This is a genomic window from Methylobacterium endophyticum (assembly GCF_050591105.1).
GTDB lineage: Bacteria > Pseudomonadota > Alphaproteobacteria > Rhizobiales > Beijerinckiaceae > Methylobacterium.
Genome location: NZ_JBNHES010000009.1, coordinates 144,074 through 168,034 on the forward strand (window position 1 = coordinate 144,074; position 23,961 = coordinate 168,034).

Below are 23,961 nucleotides of genomic sequence, written 5' to 3' on the forward strand. Positions count from 1 at the left end.
CGCCGGGCTTCGATTCGAGCTATCTCGGGCCGGACGCCGACACGCGGGCCGGGCCGGGACACAGGTCCAGCGGAGCGGGACGCGCCGATTCTGGCCGTGACGCCGCGAGGCGGAAGCGGGGGGAGGGACTTCGCATGGCCTACCATCCGCCAGGGCTCGCCGCGCCGGCCGTCGCCATCGGGACGATCGCGGGCGACGACGTCGTCAACGCCGCCGAGCATGCCGGTCTTCTCTCGATCTCGGGCACCACCACCGGCATCGAGGACGGGCGGACCCTCACCCTCGGGCTCGCCGGGGCGCGCTATCAGGTGACGGTGACGGGCGGCGTCTGGACCGTGAGCGTCCCGGCCTCCGCGGTCGGCGCGCTCAGCGATGCCGGCTCGCTCTACCGGGTCAGCGCCGACGTCTCCGATCTCGCCGGCACGGCCGCGCCCCAGGCGTCCCGCGCGCTCGCCGTCGATACCGGCGCCGACATGGGCGACGCCGCGACCCTCGGCGTCGGGATCACGCCGGACCGGATCGTCAACGCGCCCGAATCCGCCTTCGTGCCCTTCCGCGTCACGGGGCTGGACGCCGACGCGCATGCCCTCGCCACCTTCAGCGACGGCACCCATGTGGCGCAAGCCGAGGTGCTCGCCAACGGCGCCTACCGGATCGACCTGTCGGGATTCGACGGGCCCGTCACCGGCACGCTCGCGATCACGGATACCGCCGGCAACCGGGCGTCCGCCACGGGCAACACCATCATCGTCGACCAGAAGGCGCCCGTCACCTTCGATCCCGACGGCCCCGGCGCGCCGCGCGTGGCGCTGACCCGCGACAGCGGCCTCTCGGCGACGGACGGCGTCACCTCGGACGCGCATCTCACCGTCACCCCGGCCGGGGGCGAGCTCGCCCTCGTCACCATGGTCGACGGGCAGGTGGTCTCCTCCTACGATCCCTCCACGCTGGCGGACGGCCGCCACGTCGTCACGGTCACGCCCATCGACGGCCTCGGGCGGGCGCTGTCGGCGGGGACCGCGAGCTTCACCCTCGACCGCGCCGCGCCTCAGGTGGCGGTGACGGGGGCGAGCGGCGACGCCCGCCTCGTCGACCATGTGCTCTCGGGAAGCCTCGGCGCGGAGGATGCCGGCGCCTCCGTGACGGTCCGCGACGGCGGGACCCTGCTCGGCACGGCGATCGCGGACGCGCAGGGCGCCTGGAGCCTGCCCTTCGCCTTCGAGGGCGACGGCACCGGCCACGCCTACGCCCTCGCCGCGAGCGTCACGGACGCCGCCGGCAACGCCGGCACCAGCGACGTCTTCCACTTCGCCCTCGATTTCAGCGGCAACCGCCCGCTGTTCGAGACCGTGGTCCACGACGCCCACGGCGCGGCGGCGCAGGTCCATGCCCTCTACGAGGCGCTGCTCGACCGCGCCCCGGACCTGCGCGGCTGGGAAGGCTGGGTGCCGGCGATCGAGCACGGGATGACGGCGCACGATCTCGCCGCGCAGCTCTTGAACTCCGCCGAATACGCCGCCCGCTTCGGCTCGCCGGCCGCCGGAAGCGGCGCCGATTTCGTCGCGCATCTCTACGAGACGGCCCTCCACCGCGAGGCGGGTGCGGGCGAGATCGGGTACTGGACCGACGCGCTCGCCTCCGGTTCCTCGCGGGCGGATGTGGCGACCGCCATCGCCTTCTCGGCGGAGAACACGGTCGGCATCGAGGCGGCCTTCCGCTCCGGCGTCGCCGTCCCGGATGCGGCGGCGGCCGAGGCGGCACGGCTCTATCACGGCCTCCTCGACCGGGCGCCCGACGCGGCCGGACTGTCGCAGGCCGTCGCCGCGCTCCATGACGGGGCGAGCCTCGGTGGCATCGCGCGGGGCCTGCTCGACTCGGCCGAATACGCGGCGCTGCATCCGGTCCGCGCGAGCGACGCCGATTTCCTCGGCGCGCTCTATCAGGACGCCCTCGGCCGCGGCGCCGGCGGCGCGGATGCCCAGCCCTGGCTCGACGCCCTGGCGCAGGGTGTCTCGCGCGCCGACGTGGCGGTCGCGGTCGCCGAGAGCGCGGAGGCGATGCAGCATCTCGCGGGCCGGATCGAGACCGGCTGGCACCTGCACGGCTGAGGGCCGCGCGGACCCGATCCTAAGCGGCGAGCCGCGCCAGCCGGTCGAGCAGGGCGCGGTCGTGCAGCAGCGCCATGCGCTCCTTCGGGGTCAGCCACGCCTTCGCCTCGCCGATGGTCTCGGCCTCCACCACCTTGGCCTGCGCCAGCGCGTGATCGGCGTCGATGCGCCCGCGCGGGCGCGTCTCGGCCGGCGGCAGCATGGCGGCATGCGCCGAGGCCAGGGCGCCGTCCTGGTGGAGCGCCTCCAGCCCGTCCCGGTCGTCGAGGCCGAGGGCGGCGTTGCGCGCCGCGATCTCGCCGGCGCGGACGATGATGGAGGGCGGATCGCGCTCCTCCGGGATCATCAGCAGGCCCCGGCGTTTCAGCGCCAGCCCGAGCCCGAGCTGGCCGCTTGCCCAGGAGATCGGGATCGCGAGCACGAGGCCGAGGATCGTCGGCGACATCCAGAGGAACAGCGAGGTGGCGATGGCGAAGGCGGAGGCGCCCGCCACCACCCCGAGCAGCATGTGCCAGCGGTGCCGGCGCACGATGTCGCGGAAGGGGATCGAGCCGTCGTCGCGCCGCTGCGGGTTCCAGCCGGTGTCGCGCCCGAGCAGGATCTCGAAGACCGAGCCCGACTGGATCAGCATGGCGATGGGCGCGATCAGCGCCGAGAGCAGGATCTCGATGAGACAGGAGGCGACGAGCCTGAACGCCCCGCCGCAGGCCCGGCGCAGGCGACCGTCGCAGAGCGCCAGCGCCAGTCCCAGGAATTTCGGGGCGAGCAGGATGCCCATGGTCAGCCCGAAGAGCTGGAGCGCGCGCACCGGGTCGAATCGCGGGAAGACCGGATAGAGCCCGAACTCCGAGGTGAAGTATTCCGGCCGTACCCAGGCGGTCTGGACCACCAGCGCGATACCGATGACGAGTTGCATCAGCCAGAGCGGAGAGGCGACGTAGCCGGCGATGCCGGTGGCGAAATGCTGGCGCGAGGCGAGCTTCAACCCCGCCGCGCCGATGATGCGCGCGTGCTGGAGGTTGCCTTGCGCCCAGCGCCGGTCGCGCACCGCCACGTCGATGAGGGAGGGGGGGCTCTCCTCGTAGGAGCCCTCGAGGCGCGGCAGCATCCGCACCGACCAGCCGGCCCGGCGGATCAGCGCGGCTTCCACGAAATCGTGGCTCAGCACATGGCCGCCGAAGGGCGGCTTGCCGGGCAGGTCCGGCAGGCCGCAGGCTTGCGCGAAGGCCTGCGTGCGGATGATGGCGTTGTGGCCCCAGTAGTTGGCGTCGCGCCCCGACCAGACCGAGAGGCCGGTGGCGATCACCGGGCCGTAGATGCGCCCGGCGAATTGCTGCACCCGCGCGAACAGGGTGTTGCGGTTCACGATCAGGGGCAGGGACTGGACGATGCCGGCATCGGGGTCCGCCTCCATGGCCGCCGTGAGATGCAGGATGCAGTCGCCGGTGAGCAGGCTGTCGGCGTCGAGCACCAGCATGTGGTCGTAGGCCCCGCCCCAGCGGGTGACGAAGTCGCCGATATTGCCGGCCTTGCGGTGATGGTTGCGCCGCCGGTGCCGGTAATAGAGCCGGGCGTCGGGCCCGAGCCGGTCGCGTAGGGCGAGGAAGGCGCGCTCCTCCGCGATCCAGGCGTCGCTGGAGGTGGAATCGGAGAGCACGAACCAGTCGAAGGCGGCCCCGTGTCCCGTCGCCTCGACCGCCTCGCGCATGGCCTCCACGGCGGCGAAGGTGCGCGCGGTGCCCTCGTTGTAGACCGGCATCACCACCGCCGTGCGCGTCGCGAGCCGGTCCGGCAGCGGCGGGGCGGGGGGGCGGCGCAGGAGCGCGGCGAAGCCGAGGAGGGCGCCGGCGAAGGCGAGCGCGATCCAGGAGAAGTTGAGGGTGAAGAGCGCGAGCAGCACGTATTGCAGCCCGGTGATGCCGCCCGAAACCGACACCACCTCGTACATCTGCACCGCGCCGTAGAGGGTCAGCGCCGCCGCGACCCCGAACACGAAGAGCCGCGCGGCGACGGGCCTCGCATGGGGCGCCGCCGGGCGATGGCCCCTGGCCGGGTCCCAGGAGGCGAGGTCCTGCACCGGCATCGCCAGCGGCGCCTCCGGCGGGAGCGCGGCGCGGATCTGCGGGGAGGGCGCGCGGACGGCGTCGGCGAGGGAATCGGGCACGCGGGTGTCCTCTAAGGCGTCCAGCGGTAGAGCCAGGTCTCGGTGAGCCTCTTTCCGGCGCGGGAGAGGGCGAGGCGCAATTCGCAGGCCCGCTCGCCGCCCGGATCGAGCTCGAAGGCGACGCGCAGGGTGCGCCGGTCGGGATAGGAGTAGGGGGTGCGGCTGACGATGCGGCCGGGGCTCGCGCTCAACGCGATCTCGATTCCCTCCGGCCCGAGATCGTCGCCGGTGAAGTCCACGAGGAACAGGCGCTGCGAGCCGGTGCTGCCATGCCCGCTGCGGGTGCCGCTGACGCGGGCGACGGGGGCCCGCTCCGGCGTGTCCCAGCCCCAGGACTGGCGGTAGCGGAACGGCGTCTCGGCATCCGCCGCCAGCGGAGCGGCGGGGCGCCAATAGACCAGCACGTTCTCGTTGAACTCGGAATCGCTCGGGATCTCGAGGAGCGTCACCGCGCCCTTGCTCCAGTCGTCCCCCGGCTCCAGCCAGAGCGAGGGGCGCTTCTCCCAGAGCTGCACGTCGTCCTCGAAGTCGCGGTAGTCGCGGGCGCGCTGCACCAGCCCGAACCCCTTCGGGCCGTCGTCGAGGAAGGAGGAGATCTGCAAGGTCTCGGGGTTGTGGACCGGGCGCCAGATCGGCTCGCCGGCGCCGTTGCGGATCTGGAGGCCGGTGGCCTCGTAGGCTCCCGCGCGGGCGTCGTCCGTGCCGCGCCGGTCGTGCGGGCCGAACAGATAGGCCGCCTGCATGCCGCCCAAGCCCAGATGGTCGATGGCCTTGCGCGGCACGATCGTGCCGGAGACCTCGGCGACCGACAGGGCACCGGGCCTCAGGACGAGGGTGAGGGCGCCGGCGGCGGATTCGGAATCGATCAGGGCATGGACGGTGAGCGTCCCCTCGGCCGTCGGCGGCGCGATGGCGAAGGCCCGGAAGCGCGGGAATTCCTCGCCGCGCGTGTCGGCCGGACGCAGCGTCAGGGCGCGGGCGGTCACGCCGAAGCGCTGGCCCTTCGCCAGCAGGCGGAAGAAGGAGGCACCCTGGAAGAGCGCGAACTCGGTGGGCTCGCCGCCCTCGAAGGGCGCCCGCACCCGGAAGCCGGAATGGCCGCGATGCTCCGGCAGGTCGGGCAGCGCAAGCCCGTCCGTCTCGAAGGCGGCGCGGTCGTAGGGGAGGGGCCGGACCTGTCCGTCGACCACCAGGGAAAGCTCCACGGGATCGCTGAAGACCGAGCCGCGCAGCAGCGGCTCGACGGTGAAGCCGTGCCCATCCGCAGTCCAGGCCGCCTTGCCCGGAGCCGGGCGGATCGCCTGGTACTGCTCGCGCGTCAGACCTTTGAGCGCGCTCGGCAGATCGCCGCCGGCAGGGGCGGCATAGGGCGCCTTGGCCAGGCGCCGCGCCAGCTCCAGCATGGTGCCCGCCCCGAAGGCCGAGCCCGGCGCCAGCAGCCAGGGGGATGCCGGCTCCGCCGCCGCCGCGGAGGCCGCGCTCCAGCCCGCGACCCCGGCGAGCCCTCCGGCCGCGACCTTCAGCAGGTCGCGGCGGCTGTGATCCCGTGATCCCGTGACGCCAGGATCGCAGGACGCGGCGGCCGAGGAAGGCGAGGGGAGGCGATGTGTCATGCGCGCGTCGCGGTCCGTGTCGATGCGCCGCCGCCGCGGGGCGCGGCAGCGATCGGCTGGGAAACGCCCGTCATCGGGAAACCGTCGCGTTACAATGCGCCCCGGCCGCCGTCTACCACGCCCGCCCCTGAACCGGGCGTTAAGCGCGGCTGCGACGCATCCTTGCGCCCGCCGGGCGATGCGCTAATCCCTCCGGCTGGTCGATCACCAGAACGCTACCGGACGACGCTGATGACGAGTTCCGACACCGGCGCCCCCCGGCGCAGCCTCACCGCGGTGGTGCTCGCGGCCGGCAAGGGCACGCGGATGCGCTCCGACCTGCCGAAGGTGCTCCACGCCGTCGCCGGCCGGACCATGCTCGGGCATGTGCTCGCGGCGGTGCAGGAAGCGGGCGCCACCCGCGTCGCCGTGGTGGCCGAGCCCGGCCGCGCCGACGTCGCCGCCGAGATCGAGCGCATGGCGCCGGGCGCCGATGTCTTCTCGCAGGCCGAGCGCCTCGGGACGGCGCATGCGGTGCTCGCCGCCCGCGCCGCCCTGGAAGAGGCGAGCGACGACGTGGTCGTCGCCTTCGGCGACACCCCCCTCGTCACCGCCGAGACCTTTTCCCGCCTGCGCGCGCCGCTGGCGGCGGGGGCGGCGATCGCGGTACTCGCCTTCGAGACCGACAGGCCGTCCGGCTACGGCCGCGTGCTGACGGAAGGCGAGCGCGTGGTCGCCATCCGCGAGGAGAAGGACGCCACCCCGGAGGAGCGCCAAGTGCGGCTCTGCAATGCCGGGCTGATGGCGCTCTCGGGCCGGCACGCCCTCGCGCTGCTGAGCCGCATCGGCAACGACAACGCCGCCGGCGAGTACTACCTGCCCGACGCCGTGGCGCTGGCGGCGGCGGACGGCCTGCCGGTGGTGGTCGTGCCCGTGGAGGAGGCGGAGGCGCAAGGGGTCAACGACCGGGTGCAGCTCGCCGTCGCGGAAGCCGAAATCCAGCGGCGGCTGCGCCGGAGCGCCCAGCTCGGCGGCGCGACCCTCGTCGCACCCGAAACGGTTTTCCTCAGCGTAGACACGGTGTTGGGCCGGGACGTTCTCATCGAACCTCATGTAGTGATCGGCCCGAAGGTGAGGATCGGCGACGGCTGCCTGCTGCGCGCCTTCTCGCATCTCGTGGAGACGACGCTCGAATCGGGCGTCGATATCGGGCCGCATGTGCGCCTGCGCGGCGGCGCGGTGCTGGAGCGGGGCGTCCATCTCGGCAATTTCGTCGAGGTCAAGAACGCCCGGCTCGGCCCCGGCGCGAAGGCGTCGCATCTGAGCTATCTCGGCGATGCCGAGGTCGGCGCGGGCGCCAATATCGGGGCCGGCACCATCACCTGCAATTACGACGGCGTCTCGAAGCACCGCACGGTGATCGGGGCCGGCGCCTTCATCGGCTCGGACAGCGCCCTCGTCGCCCCCGTGACGGTGGGCGCGGGCGCCTATGTGGCCACGGGCTCTGTCATCACCGACGACGTGCCCGAGGGCGCCCTCGCCATCGCGCGGGGGCGCCAGACCAACAAGCCCGGCTGGGCCAAGGCGAAGCGGGCGGCGCTCAAGGCCGCCAAGGCGAAAAAATCCTGATCCCGGCAGGGCTTTGCGGACGGCTCTCAACCTTTGCTTGAGACACCTCGCGCATCCTGGCTGTCCCGGAGGCGATCCATAGCCGGCGGGGCTGGCGGCGACCTGTGCCGTTCCGGTACAAGTCGCGGGCCGGACGGCCGGTCCGGGCCTTGCGCCGGAGCGGTCTCCGTGACGCCCCATGGCCCCCGCCGAGACGGATCGCCATCTGGTGTCAGGGCGCGAACGACAAGCTGAAGGGACGACCATGTGCGGCATCGTGGGCATCGTCGGGCGTGAGGCGGTGGCGGGGCAGGTGATCGAGGCGCTGCGCCGGCTCGAATACCGCGGCTACGACTCGGCCGGCATCGCCACCCTGGAAGGCGGCCGGCTCGAGCGGCGGCGCGCCGAGGGCAAGCTCGCCAATCTCCAGCTCAAGCTGATCCAGGCGCCGCTCTCGGGCGCCATCGGGATCGGCCATACCCGCTGGGCCACCCACGGGCGCCCCAACGAGACCAACGCCCACCCGCACGCCACCGAGCGGCTGGCCGTGGTCCATAACGGCATCATCGAGAATTTCCGCGAGTTGAAGAGCGAGTTGCAGGCCAAGGGCGTGCGCTTCGAGACGGAGACCGACACGGAGGTGGTCGCCCAGCTCGTGAGCCACGCCATGGGGCAGGGGCTCGGGCCGATCGCGGCCGTGGAGGCGACCCTGCCGCGCCTGCGCGGCGCCTTCGCGCTGGGATTCCTCTTCGCCGGCGAGGAGGACCTGCTGATCGGCGCCCGCCACGGCGCGCCGCTGGCCATCGGCTTCGGCGACGGCGAGACCTATCTCGGCTCCGACGCGCTCGCGCTCGCGCCCTTCACCGACGAGCTCTCCTACCTGGAGGAGGGCGACTGGGCGATTCTCTCGCGCGAGGGCGCCGAGATCCGCGACATCGCCGGGAACGTGGTCTCCCGGCCGCGCCAAAAAATCGCGACGCAGGCCTACCGGATCGACAAGGGCAACCACCGCCACTTCATGGGCAAGGAGATCCACGAGCAGCCCGAGGTGGTGGGCCGCACGCTGGCGCATTACGTCGACCTCGCCAACGGGCGGGTCGCTCTCCCCGAGGAACTGCCGTTCAAATTCGAAGACCTGTCGCGGCTGACCATCACCGCCTGCGGCACGGCCTATTACGCGGGGCTCGTGGCCCGCTACTGGTTCGAGAGCCTGGCGCGGCTGCCCGTCGACATCGACGTCGCCTCCGAGGCCCGCTACCGCGAGGCGCCCCTGGAGAAGGGCGGGCTGACCCTCGTCATCTCGCAATCGGGCGAGACGGCCGACACGCTGGCCTCGCTGCGCTACGCCAAGTCGCAAGGCCAGCACACCCTCGCCGTGGTCAACGTGCCGACCTCGACCATCGCGCGCGAATCCTCCGCCGTGATGCCGACGCTGGCCGGCCCCGAGATCGGCGTCGCCTCCACCAAGGCGTTCTCCTGCCAGCTCACCGTGCTGCTCTGCCTCGCCATCGCGGCAGGCCGGGCGCGCGGGGTGCTCTCGGCCGAGCGCGAGCGCGCCCTCATCGACGCCCTCATCACCGTGCCCGGCCAGATGGCGGAGGCGGTGAAGCGCGAGGCCGACATCGAGGGGCTCGCCCGCGAGATCGCCAAAGCCCGCGACGTGCTCTATCTCGGGCGCGGCACCGCCTACCCGATGGCGCTCGAAGGCGCGCTGAAGCTGAAGGAGATCAGCTACATCCACGCGGAAGGGTATGCCGCCGGCGAGCTCAAGCACGGGCCCATCGCGCTCATCGACGAGAGCGTGCCCGTCATCGTCATCGCGCCCCACGACGCGGTCTTCGAGAAGACGGTCTCGAACATGCAGGAGGTCGCCGCGCGGGGCGGGCGCATCATCCTGGTGGGCGATGCCAAGGGCGCGGCCGAGCACGGGCTCGACACGCTCGCCACACTCACCATGCCGGATCTCGATCCGGTGGTGGCGCCCATCGTCTACGCCGTGCCGATCCAGCTCATCGCCTACCACACGGCGGTGTTCATGGGTAAGGACGTCGACCAGCCGCGCAACCTCGCGAAATCCGTCACCGTGGAATAGGCCCCGCATGGCGGACGCGCGGGAGACGACCTCGCCGCTCACCGTCTGGGCGGGGCGCACCATGCGGAGCGATCTCGGGCTGCTCGCCTGGGGCGGCCTGTATCTGCGCGACGCGCGGCTGCGCGCCCTGATCCCGCTGCGGCGCCGGGACGCTGGGGGGCCCGAGGCGCCTTGAGCCGGGCGGGCGCAACCGCTACCTGTCGCCTCGGGACGCGGCTCCCGCCGGGGTCCCGGTAGGCCGCTCGAAGCCCGGCCGAGAGAGCATCCGTGGCGCCAGTCATCCCGCCGATCCCGGAGCCGCCGGACACCGCCGGCAAGCGAAAGCGCGTCAGCGCCCGCGGCCGCCTGAGGACCTACTTCCTCACCGGCATCATCGTCGCCGGGCCGCTGGCGATCACCGCCTACATCACCTGGTGGATCATCGCCCTCATCGACGGCTGGGTGAAGCCGCTGATCCCGGCGAGCTACCTGCCGGACCACTACCTGCCCTTCTCGATTCCGGGCCTCGGCCTCGTCATCGCCTTCGTCGCGGTGACGCTGCTCGGCTTCCTGACGGCCAATCTCGTCGGCCGAAGCGTGGTGGAGTTCGGCGAGGTGCTGCTCGCCCGCACGCCCGTGATCTCGGGCCTCTACCGGGGCCTGCGCCAGATCTTCGAGACGCTGTTCTCCGCCAACGGAACCTCGTTCCGCACGGTGGGGCTGGTGGAATTCCCGGTGAAGGGGACGTGGTCGGTGGTCTTCCTCTCGGCGCCGGCGGCGGCCGAGGTGCAGGGCGTGCTGCCGGCGGGCGAGGGCGAGACGCCCCACGACTATGTCGGCGTTTTCCTGCCCTGCGCGCCGAACCCGACCACGGGGTTCTTCTTCTACCTGCCGCGCAGCGAGATCCGGGAGGTGCCGATCAGCGTGGACGACGCGGCCAAGCTGGTGATGTCGGCGGGCGTCATCCAGCCGGAGGATCCCCAGGCCCGCCTCCATGCGATGGCGGGCACCCTGTGGGCGACCCATTCCGAACCGGAGGCGACGACGGAGACGGAGACCGCGGAAAGGGAGCCGGCCCTACAGCCGGCTCCCGTGGTCCGTCCTCAATCGTGATGAGAGCCGGCGAAGGCGGCCGTCTGCGCGGGGATCGTCGGCGGCGCGGCCTGGGCCATCGGGCCGGGAATGCTGCGCGCGGGAGCCATCCAGCCCGTCGTGGCCTGGATCGTCAGCATGAGACCGAGGGCCACGCAGAGCGCGTTCGCCGCGATCCAGAACGGGCGGCTCGCCTGACGCACGGCGTTCCGCAGGGATTCGTCCGTCGCCGAGGGAGCGGCGTCCGGCCGGTCGGAGATGGGAAGCAGCCAGGGCTCGCAAGCCAGGGTGTTCGCGCCCGCCGTCTCGTGGGAGCCGGATAGGTGTTGGAACGGTCCGATAGACATTGCTGTCCTCCTGATGATTCCAGTGGCGACCCCAAAGTGCAGGTCCGTCGTTCATCTCCAGTTAATGTGGAAAGACGGCCGTTTCAAGGAATTTCGGCCTGAAGGCTCCCTGCCCGCCCGTCGCGCAGGCTCGCGCGACGCCTCAGCCAACTCCAACAAGAATTTGTTCTAAAACAGAAAATCCGATTCTTCGCAGGGAGGCCATTCCGCCGCACCCGGTGTGGTTTCACGCATCCGGCGGCGGCTCCTGTGCCATTCAGAAAACCGCTTCCTGAACGATATTCAGGACTCCGCCCGGCTCATCCGGCCCCGAGGAGGCGGATCGCGACATCCCGCTCGAACAGGTAAAGCAGGGCCCGCAGCGCCTGACCGCGCTCGCTGCGAAGCAGGGGATCGCGCTCCACCACGAGCCGGGCGTCGTCGCGGGCGGTCTCCAGCAGGTCGCCGTCGCTCTCCAGCCGGGCCAGGCGGAAGGCCGCCGCGCCGGACTGGCGGGTGCCGAGCACCTCGCCCTCGCCGCGCAGCTTCAGGTCCGCCTCGGCGATGCGGAAACCGTCCTCGGTCTCGCGCATCATCTCGATGCGGGCCTTGGCCACCGCGCCGAGCGGCCCCCGGTAGAGAAGCAGGCAGGAGGAGTCGGCGCTGCCGCGCCCGACCCGCCCCCTCAACTGGTGGAGCTGGGCGAGGCCGAAGCGCTCGGCATGCTCGATCACCATGATGGTGGCCTCAGGCACGTCGACGCCGACCTCCACCACCGTCGTGGAGACCAGGATCCTGGTATCACCGGACGCGAAGCGGGCCATGGCGGCATCCTTCTCCGGCCCCGGCATCCGGCCGTGGACGAGCCCGACGGCATCGCCGAAATGCTGCTTGAGATCGTCGAAGCGGTCGGCCGCCGCGGCGAGGTCCGTGAACTCGGAATCCTCGACCAGGGGACAGATCCAGTAGACGCGCTCCCCCCGCTCCAGGGCGCGCGAGAGGCCGGCCACCACCTCGCCGATGCGCTCGGTGGGGATCGCGAGGGTGCGGATCGGCCGGCGGCCGGCGGGCTTCTCGTCGAGCACCGAGACGTCCATGTCGCCGAAGCAGGTCAGCGCCAGGGTGCGCGGGATGGGGGTGGCGGTCATCACGAGGATGTCCACCGCCTCCCCCTTGGCGCCGAGCGCCAGGCGCTGGTGGACGCCGAAGCGGTGCTGCTCGTCCACCACCGCGAGCCCGAGGTCGCGGAAGGCGACGCTCTCCTGGAAGAGCGCGTGGGTGCCCACCGCGATGTCGATCCCGCCGGCGGCGAGGTCGGCGAGCGCGGCCCGGCGCTCGGCCGCCTTGTCGCGCCCGGTGAGGAGCCGCAGCCGCAGGGCCCCGGCGAGGTCGCTCAGGCGCTCGAAATGCTGGCGGGCGAGGATCTCGGTGGGCGCCATCAGGGCCGCCTGCCGCCCGGCCTCCACGGCCGAGGCCATGGCGAGGAGCGCCACCGCCGTCTTGCCCGAGCCGACATCGCCCTGGAGCAGGCGCAGCATCCGCCTGTCGCTGGCGAGATCGGCCCGGATCTCGGCCACCGCGCGGGTCTGCGCGCCGGTCAGCGCGAAGGGCAGGGCCGCCTCGATGCGGGTCGCGAGATGGCCGTCGCCGGCATTGCGGCGGCCGGGCTTCCGGCGCTGGCGCGCGCGGATCAGGGCGAGGGCGAGCTGCGAGGCGAGGAGCTCGTCATAGGCGAGGCGGCGGCGCGCCGGGGTGGCGGGCGGCGGGGTTTCCGGCTCCCCACCGGCGGGCGAGGGCGCCTCCTCGGGCCGGTGCTCGGCCCGCAGCGCCTGGGCGAAGTCCGGCCAGCCCTGTCGGCGCAGCCAGGCGCCGTCCTGCCATTCCGGCAGCACGGGCAAGCGTTCGAGCGCCGAGACGGCGAGCTTGCCGATGGCGCGCGAGGTCAGCCCCTCGGTGGCGCCGTAGACCGGCTCGACCGCGGGGAGGGCGGCAAGGCCCTCCTCGTCGGTGATGCGGGAGGGATGCACCATCTGGCGCTGCCCGTCCCAGAGGTCGATGCGGCCGGAGACATAGCGATGGCTGCCGAGCGGCAGCATCTTCTCCACCCGCGCCCTGGGCATGCCGAAGAAGACGAGGGTCACGTCGCCGGTGGGGTCTTCCACGCTCACCCGGTGCGGGCGCCGGCCCGGTCCCGGCGCGGCCGGGCGGTGCGCGGTCACGGTGACGCCGAGCGTCACCGGCTCGCCGGGGGGCGCCTCCGCGATGGAGCCCTTGAGCGCGCGGGGCACGCCGCCCTGGGGCAGGTGGAAGAGCAGGTCGACGACGCGCGCGGGCCGTTCCGGCGTGCCGAGCAGGCGCTCGATCAGCGGCGCCATCTTCGGGCCGACGCCGGGCAGCCGGCGTGCCTCCGCGAAGAGCGGATCGAGGATGCTGGGGCGAAGCGGCGGGGAGGGAGCGGGGGGGTCTTCGTCGGACATGATGGCTCGGGCGCCGGAGCCCCGATCCTATAGCCGACCCGGCGCTCCCGCACAGGGCCGACGCACAGGGCCGAGCCGCCCCCTCGCCCGTCACGGGATCACGGCTTCCTGGGATCGTCGGATCACAGGAGACGGGGAGCGCATGCCCGGCGCGGCGATGCGGGGGGTTGCCAGACGCGAGGCACGGGCTCAGGGAACCGGGATCGGATCACCAGCACGGGAACCACCCATGTCCGGCACGACCCGCTCCAGCGCGGATCTCGACCCGCGGCGGCGGCGCACGCTGTTTCGCGCCTGGCATCGCGGCATCCGCGAGATGGACCTCATCATGGGGCGCTTCGCGGACGCCGAGATCGGGACCCTGACGGAGAGCGAGCTCTCCGATTTCGAGGCGCTGATCGAGGTGCCCGACCGCGACCTGTTCCGCTGGCTCACCGGCGAGGACGAGACCCCGCAGAACTACGACAGCCCGGTCTGGCGGCGCCTGAAGGCGTTCCACAGGCACGACGCGCCGATCCATTCCTGACCGTCCGGCCGCCTCGCAGAGGGGCGCCCCGACCAACAGAAACCGTCCGACCGCCTCATGGCCAAGCCTGCCCAGAAATCCCCCGCGCCCGCCGCGAAGCCGCAGGCGGCCCGCTTCGCCCTGCCGAAATCCGGCCCGCTGGCGAAGGCCGTCGCGGCGCTGAAGGCCGGCGACGGCCCGATCCTGTCGCGGGTGCCGGACGGATTCGACGCGGTGGTCGCCGCCGATCTCGCGCGTGCGCTGTCGGCCGCCTCGGAAGGCCCGGCGGTGCTGGTGCATGTGGCGCGCGATTCCGGGCGCTCGAACGCCTTCCAGAACGCGCTGCGCTTCATCGCCCCGGAGATCGAGGCGATGGCCTTCCCGGCCTGGGACTGCCAGCCCTACGACCGCGTCTCGCCCAATGGCGGCATCGCGGCGCAACGCATGACGGCGCTCTCGCGGCTGACCCGCTCGCGCTCGTCCGAGGAGAGCCCGCGCATCCTCTGCACCACCGTCGACGCCCTGGTGCAGCGGGTGCCCCCGCGCGACCGCATCGCGGTGGAGACCTTCTCCGCCGCCATCGGCAACGTCGTGCCGATGGAGCGGGTGACGGCCTGGGTCGAGGCCAACGGTTTTCTGCGCGCGGGCACGGTGCGCGACACGGGCGAATACGCCGTGCGCGGCGGCATCCTCGACCTGTCGCCCCCCGGCCTGCCGAACCCGATCCGGCTCGACTTCTTCGGCGACACACTGGAATCCATCCGCGCCTTCGATCCCGAGACCCAGCGCACGGTGGGGCAACTGCGCTCGCTGGACCTCGTGCCGATGAGCGAGGTCCAGCTCACCACCGAGACCATCCGGCGCTTCCGCCAGGGCTACGTCGCCAATTTCGGCGCGGCGACCCGCGACGACCGGCTGTACGAGACCGTGAGCGAGGGCCGGCGCTACGCCGGGCTGGAGCACTGGATGCCGCTCTTCTACGAGCGCCTCGACACCCTGTTCGACTATGTCGGCGGGGTGCCGCTGCTGCTCGACGGGCAGGCCGAGGAGGCGGCGGCCGAGCGGCTCGCCCTCGTCGGCGACTATTACGAGGCGCGCGAGAGCGCCGCTCCCCAGGCGGGCGTCGCGCCCTACAAGCCGCTGAAGCCGGACGCGCTCTACCTGACGCCGGCCGAATGGGCCCGCCGCATCGAGGGCGCCACCGTCGCGCGGATCACCCCGTTCGACGCGCCGGACTCCGCGAGCCGCATCGTCATCGACTGCGAGGGCCGCGTGGGCCGCAGCTTCGCCCCCGAGCGCGCGGACGAGGCGGCCAGCGTCTTCGACGCCGCCGTGGCCCATATCCGCGATCTCCAGGGATCCGGGCATCATGTGATCCTGGGAGCCTGGTCCGAGGGCTCGCGCGACCGCCTCTCCGGCGTGCTGACCGACCACGGCCTGAAGAAGCCCATCGCCATCAACCGGCTCGGCGACGTCTTCGCGCTGAAGCGCGGCACCGACGTCGCCGCCGCCGTCTGGGGGCTGGAGGCCGGGTTCGGCACCGCCGAGATCGCCGTGGTCTCGGAGGGCGACATCCTCGGCGACCGGCTGGTGCGCCAGAAGCGCAAGGCCAAGCGCCCGCAGGACGTGATCCTGGAGGTGCAGGCCCTCCAGCCCGGCGACCTCGTGGTCCATGCCGATCACGGCATCGGCCGCTTCGTCGGCCTCAAGACCGTGACGGCGGCCGGCGCTCCGCACGATTGCCTGGAGCTTCAATATACCGGCGGGCTGCTGCTGCTGCCCGTGGAGAACATCGAGCTCCTGACCCGCTACGGCTCCGAGGATGCGGAGGTGGCGCTGGATCGTCTCGGCGGCGGCGCATGGCAGGCCCGCAAGGCCAAGATGAAGAAGCGCATCCTCGAGATGGCGGGCGCGCTCATCAAGGTCGCGGCCGAGCGCTTCGTGAAGGCCGCCCCGCATCTCGCGCCGCCCGAGGGCCTGTACGAGGAATTCGCCGCCCGCTTCCCCTTCGAGGAGACCGAGGACCAGGGCAACGCCATCGCCGCCGTGCTGGACGATCTCAACGCCGGCCGCCCCATGGACCGGCTGGTCTGCGGCGATGTCGGCTTCGGCAAGACCGAGGTGGCTTTGCGCGCGGCCTTCGCCGCCGCGATCTCCGGCAAGCAGGTGGCGGTGGTGGTGCCGACCACGCTGCTGGCGCGCCAGCACCACCGCACCTTCGTCGAGCGCTTCAAGGGCCTGCCGATCAAGGTGGCTCAAGCCTCGCGCTTCGTCCCTGCGGGCGAGTTGAGGGAGGTCCGCGCGGGGCTCGCCGCCGGCACTGTCGACATCGTCGTCGGCACGCACGCGCTGCTGGCGAAAAACATCACCTTCAAGGATCTCGGCCTCATCATCGTCGACGAGGAGCAGCATTTCGGCGTCGCCCACAAGGAGCGGCTGAAGGCGCTCCAGGCCGACGTGCATGTGCTGACGCTCTCCGCGACCCCGATCCCGCGTACCCTTCAGCTCGCCATGACCGGCGTGCGCGAACTCTCGATCATCGCCACGCCCCCCGTCGACCGGCTGGCGGTGCGCTCCTCGGTGACGCCCTTCGACCCGCTGCTGATCCGCGAGGCGCTGCTGCGCGAGCGCTACCGGGGGGGCCAGGCCTTCTACGTGGTGCCGCGCATCGAGGATCTCGCCGAGGTGAAGAGCTTCCTCGACCGCGAGATGCCCGAGACCAAGGTGGCGGTGGCGCATGGCCAGATGGCGGCGGGCCAGCTGGAAGACGTGATGACGGCCTTCTACGAGGGCAAGTTCGACGTGCTGCTCTCGACCACGATCGTGGAATCGGGCCTCGACATCCCCACCGCCAACACGCTCATCGTCCACCGGGCGGACATGTTCGGGCTGTCCCAACTCTATCAGCTCAGGGGCCGCGTCGGACGCTCGAAGGCGCGCGCCTATGCGCTGTTCACGGTGCCGGCCAACAAGACCATGACCACCCAGGCCGAGAAGCGGCTCGGCGTGCTCCAGAGCCTCGACACGCTCGGGGCCGGATTCCAGCTCGCCAGCCACGATCTCGACATCCGCGGCGCCGGCAACCTGCTCGGCGACGAGCAGTCAGGCCACATCAAGGAGGTCGGCTACGAACTCTATCAGCAGATGCTGGAGGACGCCGTCACCGCGCTCAAGGCCGGCATCGAGGAGCCGGTGGAGGAGGCGTGGTCGCCCACCATCGCGCTCGGCGCGCCGGTGATGATCCCGGAGGAGTACGTCGCCGATCTTGGCGTGCGCCTCGCGCTCTACCGCCGGCTCTCGACCATTCAGGACGACGCTGAGATGGAATCCTTCGGCGCAGAGCTCATCGACCGATTCGGGCCGCTGCCGCCGGAGGTGGAGCAGTTGCTGCGAATCGCCACCATCAAGGGCCTGTGCCGGAAGGCGAACGTCGCCAAGGTCGAGGCCGGGCCGAAGGGCGTGGTCGTCCACTTCCGCGACCGCTCCTTCGCCAACCCGCAGGGGCTCGTCGGCTATGTGGCGGAGCAGGCGTCCTTCGCGAAGGTGCGGCCCGACATGAGCGTGGTCTTCATCCGCGAGCTCGACACGGTGAAGGACCGGCTCGACACGACGACGCAGATCCTGCGCAGCCTCGTGAAGATCGCCGGCCGGTCGAGGAAGGCGGCGTAAGGGGCTTTAAGTTATCGGCTTGCCGTATGTCCGGGCGGAGAACCGGGACCAAACACCTAGAGATCGGGCTCGTTGAGCACGTAGGGGCCGATGCAGCCCTTCAGGTCCACCGGAGCGGAGGCGCGGCGGTCGCTCTCCGCATCCACCAGGATGACGGGGATGCCCGCGAGCCGCATGCGCTCGCGCAGGCCCGCGGCGCGGGTCTCGAAGACGGCGCCGCCTCGGGCGGAGGTCTGGAGGAGGATGGCGGCGGGGCGGGCGATCACCGCCAGCACGTCGTCGGCGGCCTCGAGCGAGGTCGTCACGCTGGCATAGCCCAGCTCCGCCAGCTCGGCGGCGAGAGAGTGGTCGACGGCCCGGATGCCGTCATCCACGACGAGAACCTGTTGCAGCGCACCCATAACCTTGAGCGTTACCTCATCGTGTGTCCCGAGGAAAGGGACCGGACCGATAACTCCTCCGCCGGCAATTGGTTCGCCGACGCGATTGCGGTGCAAAGAGACGCTAGGCGGCCTGAGCGGAGGATGAACCGGGTTCCGCAATGCCCTCCGAGAATGAGGTATCGCATTGAGAAACGCGCGCAACAGATTGACGGTCTGAGATTTTATCCCGGCCGATGGTAAATCGCCTCGCGCCGGGCCGGACATAGGCGCCAGGCGCGCAAAAAGGCGCGGCCGCCTCCGATGTGCGGCGCGTCAAGAATCTGTGGACGGTTCAGGCGGCTTCGACGGCGATGGCGGTATCGGCGAACAGCGTCGGCCGGTAGCCGGAGGAACGCCAGTCCGCGACGCCGGGAAAGTCCGTGCCGCCGCGTTGCAGCACGGCGCAGCGGCTGCCCTGGCCGCGAATCGCGAATCGCCCATCCTCCTCGCGGCGCAGGCCGAGAAGCTGTGGCGGCAGGGCGAGTCGGCCGGGATCGGCGAGCGCCAGGGCGAGATCGTCGGCTCCTCGCGCACATGTGAGGACCGCGTCCTCGTCGAGGGCGAGCACGTCGAGGACGGCCGGGGCCGCCTGCGGGCCGCCCCCGAGACCCGGCCGCAGCAGGCGCCCGGCGAGGCGGGCCGGAGCCCGGTGGAGGAAGGCGAGGGAGCGCAGGCAAGCGGGGCGGCGCTCCGTCCGCAGGGCGGCGGCGAGCCCGTCTTCGAGGAAGGCAGGCACCACCAGATGCGTCGGCACCGTCTGGGAGAGCGCCGCCGCGAGGTCGGCGCTGCGGAAGACCGGCAGCGTCTCCAGGCTGGCGCCGGCCACCAGCGCCGCGCCGAGGCCGGTCACGAGACCGCGCAGGTCCGGGCCGGCGGCGAGGCTGAGGATGCGCTCCCCCGGCGCCACCCGCGCCGCCACGAGATGCGCCGCGACGGCCGCGAGCAGGCCGTCGCCGGGCCTCAGGACGGGCCGGGTGGGATCGGCGCCGGCGAAGGTCACGAGGCCGCCGCCGGTATCGGCGATGACGGGGCCACCGCCCCGGTTGAGCACCAGCTCGTCGAGATTGAGCACCCCGTCGGGCACGTCGGGACCGAAGGCGGCGAGATAGCGCAGGCCGAAATAGCGGGCCGCGATCCGGCACAGCGTCTCCGCCGGGCGGCCCGAGCCGAGCCGGGCCAGGGAGAGCACCGCGCCGAGCCCGGCGGCCTGGATGCCGGCGGCGAGCGCCTCCTCGTCCCAGGTCACGGGCAGCAGGCAGGGCACATGCCCGGCGGCTTCCACGGCGAGATGGGCGAGCAGCCCCTCTATGGTGGCGGGCAGATGCAGGCCGATCCGGCTTCCCGGCGGCAGGCGCCAGCTCCGCAGGCCGCGGGTCAGCCGGGCGACGATCTCGGCGGCGGTGGCATAGGTGAGGGTCATCGCCGGGCGGCCGCTCCAGGCGGCCTTGTCGGCGCAGTCGATGAAGGCGATCCGCGTGGGATGGCGCCGGGCCGTCGCCGCCAGGAGGGCGCACAATCCCGTACGCCGCAGAGGCAGCTCCGGCGGGTCCGCCTCCACCGCCGCGCCCCAGAGATGGGGCAGGGGCGGCGGAACGGGCGAGGCCGCCTCCGGATCAAACGCCGCCGAATGGACAGACGACCGGGCCGACACCTGCATCGCGCTCCTTCACGAGGGGCGATTCATGGACCATCAAGGTTAACCCTCCGCTAACCGGCGGCGCCGGAGCGGCGGAGTTCGAGCGGTCACGCTTGCACAGCGGCCGCGAACCGGGCAGAGGGGCGCACCGGCACGGCACCGGTGTCATGTCTTCGCCTCATTCGGGGGGAAATCAGGCGCCCGCCGTAGGAGCGGAGTCGCGAGACGCCGCGCCGGCACGGTGGACTTCGGCGACCGCGGACTTCGGCGGCGAAGGCCCGAGCGAAGCCATCCGCCGGGCGTATCCGGCTCGCGCGTCCATGTCCGGTTCAGCACGTCCCGCCGCCCGAGTCCCATCGTCCCTTGCGGGCCCCGGCCCGCACAGCGAACCCGTCCCGAGCGCACGTCACAGTCGCCTAGCGCCTTACCCGAGGGGATCAGACCCGATGTTCTTCGCCAACCGCCAAGCGGGACCGCTGCGCGCCGCCGCGTTCCTCGCGCTCGCCGGCCTCGCGGGGCCCGCTCTCGCCCAGGCGCCGAAGAAGCAGGCCGCTCCTGCCGCTCCCGCGCCGGCCGCGCCCGTTCCCGGAGCCCCGGTTCCCGGCGCGCCGACCCCCGCCGCCCAGACCGGCCCGCAGATCATCAACGTCAAGTCCGAGCCGAGCCAGGCCGAGTGGACCAAGGTCTGCGGCAAGGACCAGGGCAGCGGCACCGACGTCTGCTACACCACGCGCGACTTCGTCTCCGACCAGGGCCAGCCGGTGCTCGCCGCCGCCGTCTACGAGATGAAGAACGCCGCCGCCAAGCAGGAGGTGCGCGTGGTGCGCTTCCTGCTGCCGCTCGGGCTGATGCTCGCGCCGGGCATCCGCTTCACCATCGACGGACAGCAGGCGACCGCCGGTAAGTTCGCCGTCTGCTTCCCCAACGGCTGCTTCGCCGAGGCCGGCGGCCTAGGCCCCGAGTTCATCGCCGCCCTGAAGAAGGGCACCACGCTGAACGTCTCGGTGCAGAACCAGACTCAGCGCGAAGTCACCTTCGCCGTGCCGATCGCCGGCTTCGGCAAGGCCTTCGACGGTCCCGCCATGGACCCCAAGGTGCTGGAAGAGCAGCAGAAGAAGCTCCAGGCCGAGCTCGAGAAGCGCAGCGAGGACATGCGCAAGAAGCTCGAGGAGCAGCAGAAGTCCGGCGCCGCCGCGCCTGCCGCCGGAGCGCCCGCGCCGAAGCCCTGAGCCTCGGCGACGACCTTCGAGAATGGAAAAAGGCCGGGCGCGATGCCCGGCCTTTTTTCATGACGACGGCCCGGCCGGACAATCAGTTCGGGTGGCGGTCCCTGACGCGGTAGAGGCCGCTCGAATCCCGCTCGAACACCTCCGAGACGCCGGCATGGCGCAGGGCCTCGCCGGAGGTGTCCGGCACCAGGTTCTGCTCGGAGACGTAGGCGACGTACTCGCTCTCCGCGTTCTCGGCGAGGAGATGGTAGAAGGGCTGGTCCTTGGCGGGCCGTACCTCCTCGGGAATCGCCAGCCACCACTCCTCGGTATTGTCGAAGACCGGATCCACGTCGAACACGATCCCCCGGAACGGATAGATCCGGTGGCGCACGACGGCCCCGAGGCCGAACTTCGCTTGTCTTACCCTCGTCGCGGTCATGGGGGTCTAGATAGGTCCGCGGCGGGCGCCTGTCACGGGCGCCCGCGAGTCATGTGTCGATGCCCGCGACTCTTGGTTCAGAGTCCGTAGCTGCTCAGAGCCCGTAGCTCTTGGCCAGCTCGGGATCCTTCTCGGCCACCAGCTTGGCGAGGTCGACGATGACCTTGGCCTGCTTCCAGGTGGCGTCGTCCTGCATCTTTCCGTCGAGCATCACGGCGCCGGTGCCGTCGGGCATGGCCTCCACGATGCGCGCGGCGAAGGCGACCTCGGCCGGATCGGGGGCGAAGACGCGCTTGGCGATGGCGACCTGGCTCGGATGGAGCGTCCAGGCGCCGGCGCAGCCCATCAGGAAGGCGTTGCGGAACTGCGCCTCGCAGGCGTCGCCGTCCGCGAAATCGCCGAACGGGCCGTAGAACGCCTTGATGCCGTTGGCCATGCAAGCATCGACCATGCGGGCGATGGTATAGTGCCAGAGATCCTGCTGGGCGGAGACGCGGGGGGTGTCGCCGGCCGGATCGGCGAGCACCTTGTAGTCCGGGTGGCCGCCGCCGACGCGGGTGGTCTTCATGCCGCGCGAGGCCGCGAGATCGGCGGGGCCGAGGCTCATGCCGTGCATGCGCGGCGAGGCGCAGGCGATGGCATCGACATTGGCGACGCCCTCGGCCGTCTCCAGGATGGCGTGGACCAAGATCGGCTTCTCGACCTTGTGGCGCGCCTCGAGCTGGGCGAGGAGCTGGTCGATGTAGTGGATGTCCCACGGTCCCTCGACCTTCGGCACCATCACCACGTCGAGCTTGGAGCCGACCTCGGAGACGACCTCGAACAGGTCGTCGAGAATCCAGGGGCTGTTCAGGGCGTTGATGCGCGTCCACAGGCCGGTGCCGGTGGCGGCGAAGTCGGTGGCCTTGGCCATGGCGACGAAGCCCTTGCGGGCCGCCTCCTTCTGGTCGATCGGCACCGCGTCCTCGAGGTTGCCGAGCACGATGTCCACCGTCCCGGCCAGCTCCGGCACGCGGGCGCGGACCTTGTCGATATGGGGCGGCACGAAGTGGATCATCCGCTCGAGCTTCACCGGCAGGTCGCGGAAGGGAGCGGGCGCGCCCGCGGCGAGCGGCTGGAAGAAGCGGCGCGGCAGTTTCATGGACATCCTCGGTCTCGCCGCCGCGCGGGAATCGGGCCTCCCGAGGATTTCGGGAGCGCGAGCGGCCTCGGGTTCCGTGTAACGGGTCGGCCTGCGGGCGCAAGGGGAGGTGGCCCCAGGCTCCATGTGCGCAAGCACACACTCCCTTTACCGGACCGGGCGCAGACTTCGGATGCGGGGAACCCACAACTCCGCGCACCAGTTTGAATCGCCGAGGCGGGGGCTGTCAGGTTTTACACGGGGATCCGGGCCATGTCGGGATCGATCACGCATTGTCTTCGCGTCGGCGCCGTGGTGGCGATGCTTGGAAGCGTCGCGCCGATACAGGCGCTCGCCGCGCCGGAAGCCGGCCGCAACGCGGAACGCACGGCCTTCACCGCCGGAGAACTGGCCTCGAGCCGGCAGGCGGGCATCGCCGCGCCGGTGCGGATCGCGGGCGACGACACCGCCGCCTTCCAGGCGCTGATCGGGAAGGCGGCAAGGGCGGGGGATCCGTGGCTCGTCATCTCCGGCGGCGGCGAGAACGGTGCCTTCGCCGCCGGCATCCTCGCCGGATGGAGCCAGTCCGGCGGCCGGCCTGATTTCGGCGTCATCACCGGCGTCAGCACGGGCGCCCTGATCGCGCCCTTCGCCTTCATCGGGCAGCGGGGCGACGTGGCCCTGCGCGAGGCCTACACCACCATCTCGGCCTCCGACGTGTTCGAGTTCGGCGGCACCGACGAATCCCTCACCGACACCTGGCCGCTCAAGAAGCGCATCGACAAGGCGGTGACGGCGGACCTTCTCAAGGCAGTCGCCGCCGAGAACGCCAAGGGCCGCCGCCTGCTGGTGGCGACCACGGAGCTCGACAGCGAGCGGCCGGTGCTCTGGGACATGGGCGCCATCGCCCAGGCCGGCACCCCGAAGGCGCTCAGTCTGTTCCGCGCCATCGTGCTCGCCTCCTCGGCGGTGCCGGGCATCTTTCCGCCGGTAATGATCGATGCGGCCTCCCCCGACGGCAAGACCTTTCAGGAGATGCACGCCGATGGCGGCACCACGGCGCCGTTCTATCTCGCCCCCGCCGCCGCCATCGACGGCTCGGCCGGGCTCCGCCTTCCGGCGAGCCGCGTCTACCTGATCGTGAACAACAAGCTCACGCCGTATTTCCAGATGGCCCGGCGCGACACGCTGAGCGTGCTCGGGCGCTCGCTCTCGGCGGCGATCAAGGCCCAGACCAGGGCGGCGCTGAGCCTGAGCCGGTCCTTCGCCGAGCGCTCGGGGCTCGATCTGGAGGTGGCGGAGATCGACGGCCGCTTCACCAAGGAGACCCCGGCGCCCTTCGACCGCGACTACATGCGCGCCCTGTTCGCCCATGGCGAAAGCCTCGCGCGGAACGGCAGCGCCTTCGCCCCCGCCGCCACCGAGATGCAGGCCCACGACGCATCCGATGGTCGCGACTTGGCCACCGGCTCGAACCGACGCCAGCCCGCTCCCCCGCAGCAGGAGGTCGCCAACCGCTGA

Annotated in this window: 17 protein-coding genes; 9 read left to right on the top strand and 8 right to left on the bottom strand. The window is 71.8% G+C overall.

Going from position 1 to position 23,961, the window contains the following annotated elements; all coding sequences use genetic code 11:
- Positions 1-134 precede the first annotated feature (134 nt).
- Positions 135-2,108, top strand: coding sequence for a DUF4214 domain-containing protein (locus ACP56T_RS12410; protein WP_430912423.1), 1,974 nt, complete (start codon positions 135-137; stop codon positions 2,106-2,108).
- Between the two features lie 19 nt (positions 2,109-2,127).
- Here the strand turns inward: ACP56T_RS12410 and mdoH are convergent, their stop codons facing one another.
- Complete coding sequence (gene mdoH, locus ACP56T_RS12415; protein ID WP_430912454.1) at positions 2,128-4,296, bottom strand: glucans biosynthesis glucosyltransferase MdoH; 2,169 nt, start codon at positions 4,294-4,296, stop codon at positions 2,128-2,130.
- Positions 4,284-5,885: an OpgD/OpgG family glucan biosynthesis protein gene (locus ACP56T_RS12420; RefSeq protein ID WP_430912424.1), complete on the bottom strand. Its 1,602-nt coding sequence runs from the start codon at positions 5,883-5,885 to the stop codon at positions 4,284-4,286. The genes mdoH and ACP56T_RS12420 overlap by 13 nt, the downstream gene beginning before the upstream one ends.
- 231 nt (positions 5,886-6,116) lie before the next feature.
- On the opposite strand from ACP56T_RS12420, the gene glmU reads away from it, so the two are divergent.
- From glmU to ACP56T_RS12440, 4 genes are all read left to right on the top strand, one after another.
- Positions 6,117-7,493: a bifunctional UDP-N-acetylglucosamine diphosphorylase/glucosamine-1-phosphate N-acetyltransferase GlmU gene (glmU, locus tag ACP56T_RS12425; RefSeq protein WP_430912425.1), complete on the top strand. Its 1,377-nt coding sequence runs from the start codon at positions 6,117-6,119 to the stop codon at positions 7,491-7,493.
- A 244-nt stretch (positions 7,494-7,737) separates the two neighbouring features.
- Positions 7,738-9,564, top strand: a complete 1,827-nt coding sequence (gene glmS / locus ACP56T_RS12430; RefSeq protein WP_430912426.1) for a glutamine--fructose-6-phosphate transaminase (isomerizing) — start codon at positions 7,738-7,740, stop codon at positions 9,562-9,564.
- 7 nt (positions 9,565-9,571) lie between these two features.
- Positions 9,572-9,739, top strand: coding sequence for a hypothetical protein (locus ACP56T_RS12435; protein ID WP_430912427.1), 168 nt, complete (start codon positions 9,572-9,574; stop codon positions 9,737-9,739).
- Between the two features lie 92 nt (positions 9,740-9,831).
- Positions 9,832-10,656: a DUF502 domain-containing protein gene (locus ACP56T_RS12440; RefSeq protein WP_430912428.1), complete on the top strand. Its 825-nt coding sequence runs from the start codon at positions 9,832-9,834 to the stop codon at positions 10,654-10,656.
- Here the strand turns inward: ACP56T_RS12440 and ACP56T_RS12445 are convergent.
- Positions 10,647-10,982, bottom strand: a complete 336-nt coding sequence (locus ACP56T_RS12445) for a hypothetical protein (RefSeq protein ID WP_430912429.1) — start codon at positions 10,980-10,982, stop codon at positions 10,647-10,649. The two genes, ACP56T_RS12440 and ACP56T_RS12445, sit on opposite strands and share 10 nt — an antisense overlap.
- Before the next feature lie 299 nt (positions 10,983-11,281).
- On the bottom strand, positions 11,282-13,438 hold the full coding sequence (gene recG, locus ACP56T_RS12450; protein WP_430912430.1) for an ATP-dependent DNA helicase RecG: 2,157 nt from the start codon (positions 13,436-13,438) through the stop codon (positions 11,282-11,284).
- Positions 13,439-13,667: 229 nt separating this feature from the next.
- On the opposite strand from recG, the gene ACP56T_RS12455 reads away from it, so the two are divergent.
- Positions 13,668-13,964 (top strand): FAD assembly factor SdhE, encoded by a 297-nt coding sequence (locus ACP56T_RS12455; protein ID WP_430912431.1) that lies wholly within the window; start codon positions 13,668-13,670, stop codon positions 13,962-13,964.
- Between the two features lie 57 nt (positions 13,965-14,021).
- Positions 14,022-17,612: a transcription-repair coupling factor gene (mfd, locus tag ACP56T_RS12460; RefSeq protein ID WP_430912432.1), complete on the top strand. Its 3,591-nt coding sequence runs from the start codon at positions 14,022-14,024 to the stop codon at positions 17,610-17,612.
- A gap of 56 nt (positions 17,613-17,668) precedes the next feature.
- Here the strand turns inward: mfd and ACP56T_RS12465 are convergent, their stop codons facing one another.
- Both ACP56T_RS12465 and ACP56T_RS12470 read right to left on the bottom strand, forming a co-directional pair.
- Positions 17,669-18,013 (bottom strand): hypothetical protein, encoded by a 345-nt coding sequence (locus ACP56T_RS12465; RefSeq protein ID WP_430912433.1) that lies wholly within the window; start codon positions 18,011-18,013, stop codon positions 17,669-17,671.
- Between the two features lie 313 nt (positions 18,014-18,326).
- The gene (locus tag ACP56T_RS12470; protein WP_430912434.1) at positions 18,327-19,685 is read right to left on the bottom strand and encodes an AMP-binding protein; all 1,359 of its coding nucleotides are present in this window, start codon (positions 19,683-19,685) and stop codon (positions 18,327-18,329) included.
- A 431-nt stretch (positions 19,686-20,116) separates the two neighbouring features.
- Here ACP56T_RS12470 and ACP56T_RS12475 point away from each other — a divergent pair, with 431 nt between their 5' ends.
- Positions 20,117-20,899 (top strand): invasion associated locus B family protein, encoded by a 783-nt coding sequence (locus ACP56T_RS12475; protein WP_430912435.1) that lies wholly within the window; start codon positions 20,117-20,119, stop codon positions 20,897-20,899.
- Between the two features lie 82 nt (positions 20,900-20,981).
- Here ACP56T_RS12475 and hspQ read toward each other — a convergent pair whose 3' ends face one another.
- A complete protein-coding gene (hspQ, locus tag ACP56T_RS12480) occupies positions 20,982-21,320 on the bottom strand; it encodes a heat shock protein HspQ (RefSeq protein WP_430912436.1) in 339 nt (112 codons plus the stop codon).
- A 94-nt stretch (positions 21,321-21,414) separates the two neighbouring features.
- On the bottom strand, positions 21,415-22,461 hold the full coding sequence (locus tag ACP56T_RS12485) for an HpcH/HpaI aldolase/citrate lyase family protein (RefSeq protein WP_430912455.1): 1,047 nt from the start codon (positions 22,459-22,461) through the stop codon (positions 21,415-21,417).
- Between the two features lie 252 nt (positions 22,462-22,713).
- On the opposite strand from ACP56T_RS12485, the gene ACP56T_RS12490 reads away from it, so the two are divergent.
- Positions 22,714-23,961, top strand: a complete 1,248-nt coding sequence (locus tag ACP56T_RS12490; RefSeq protein WP_430912437.1) for a patatin-like phospholipase family protein — start codon at positions 22,714-22,716, stop codon at positions 23,959-23,961.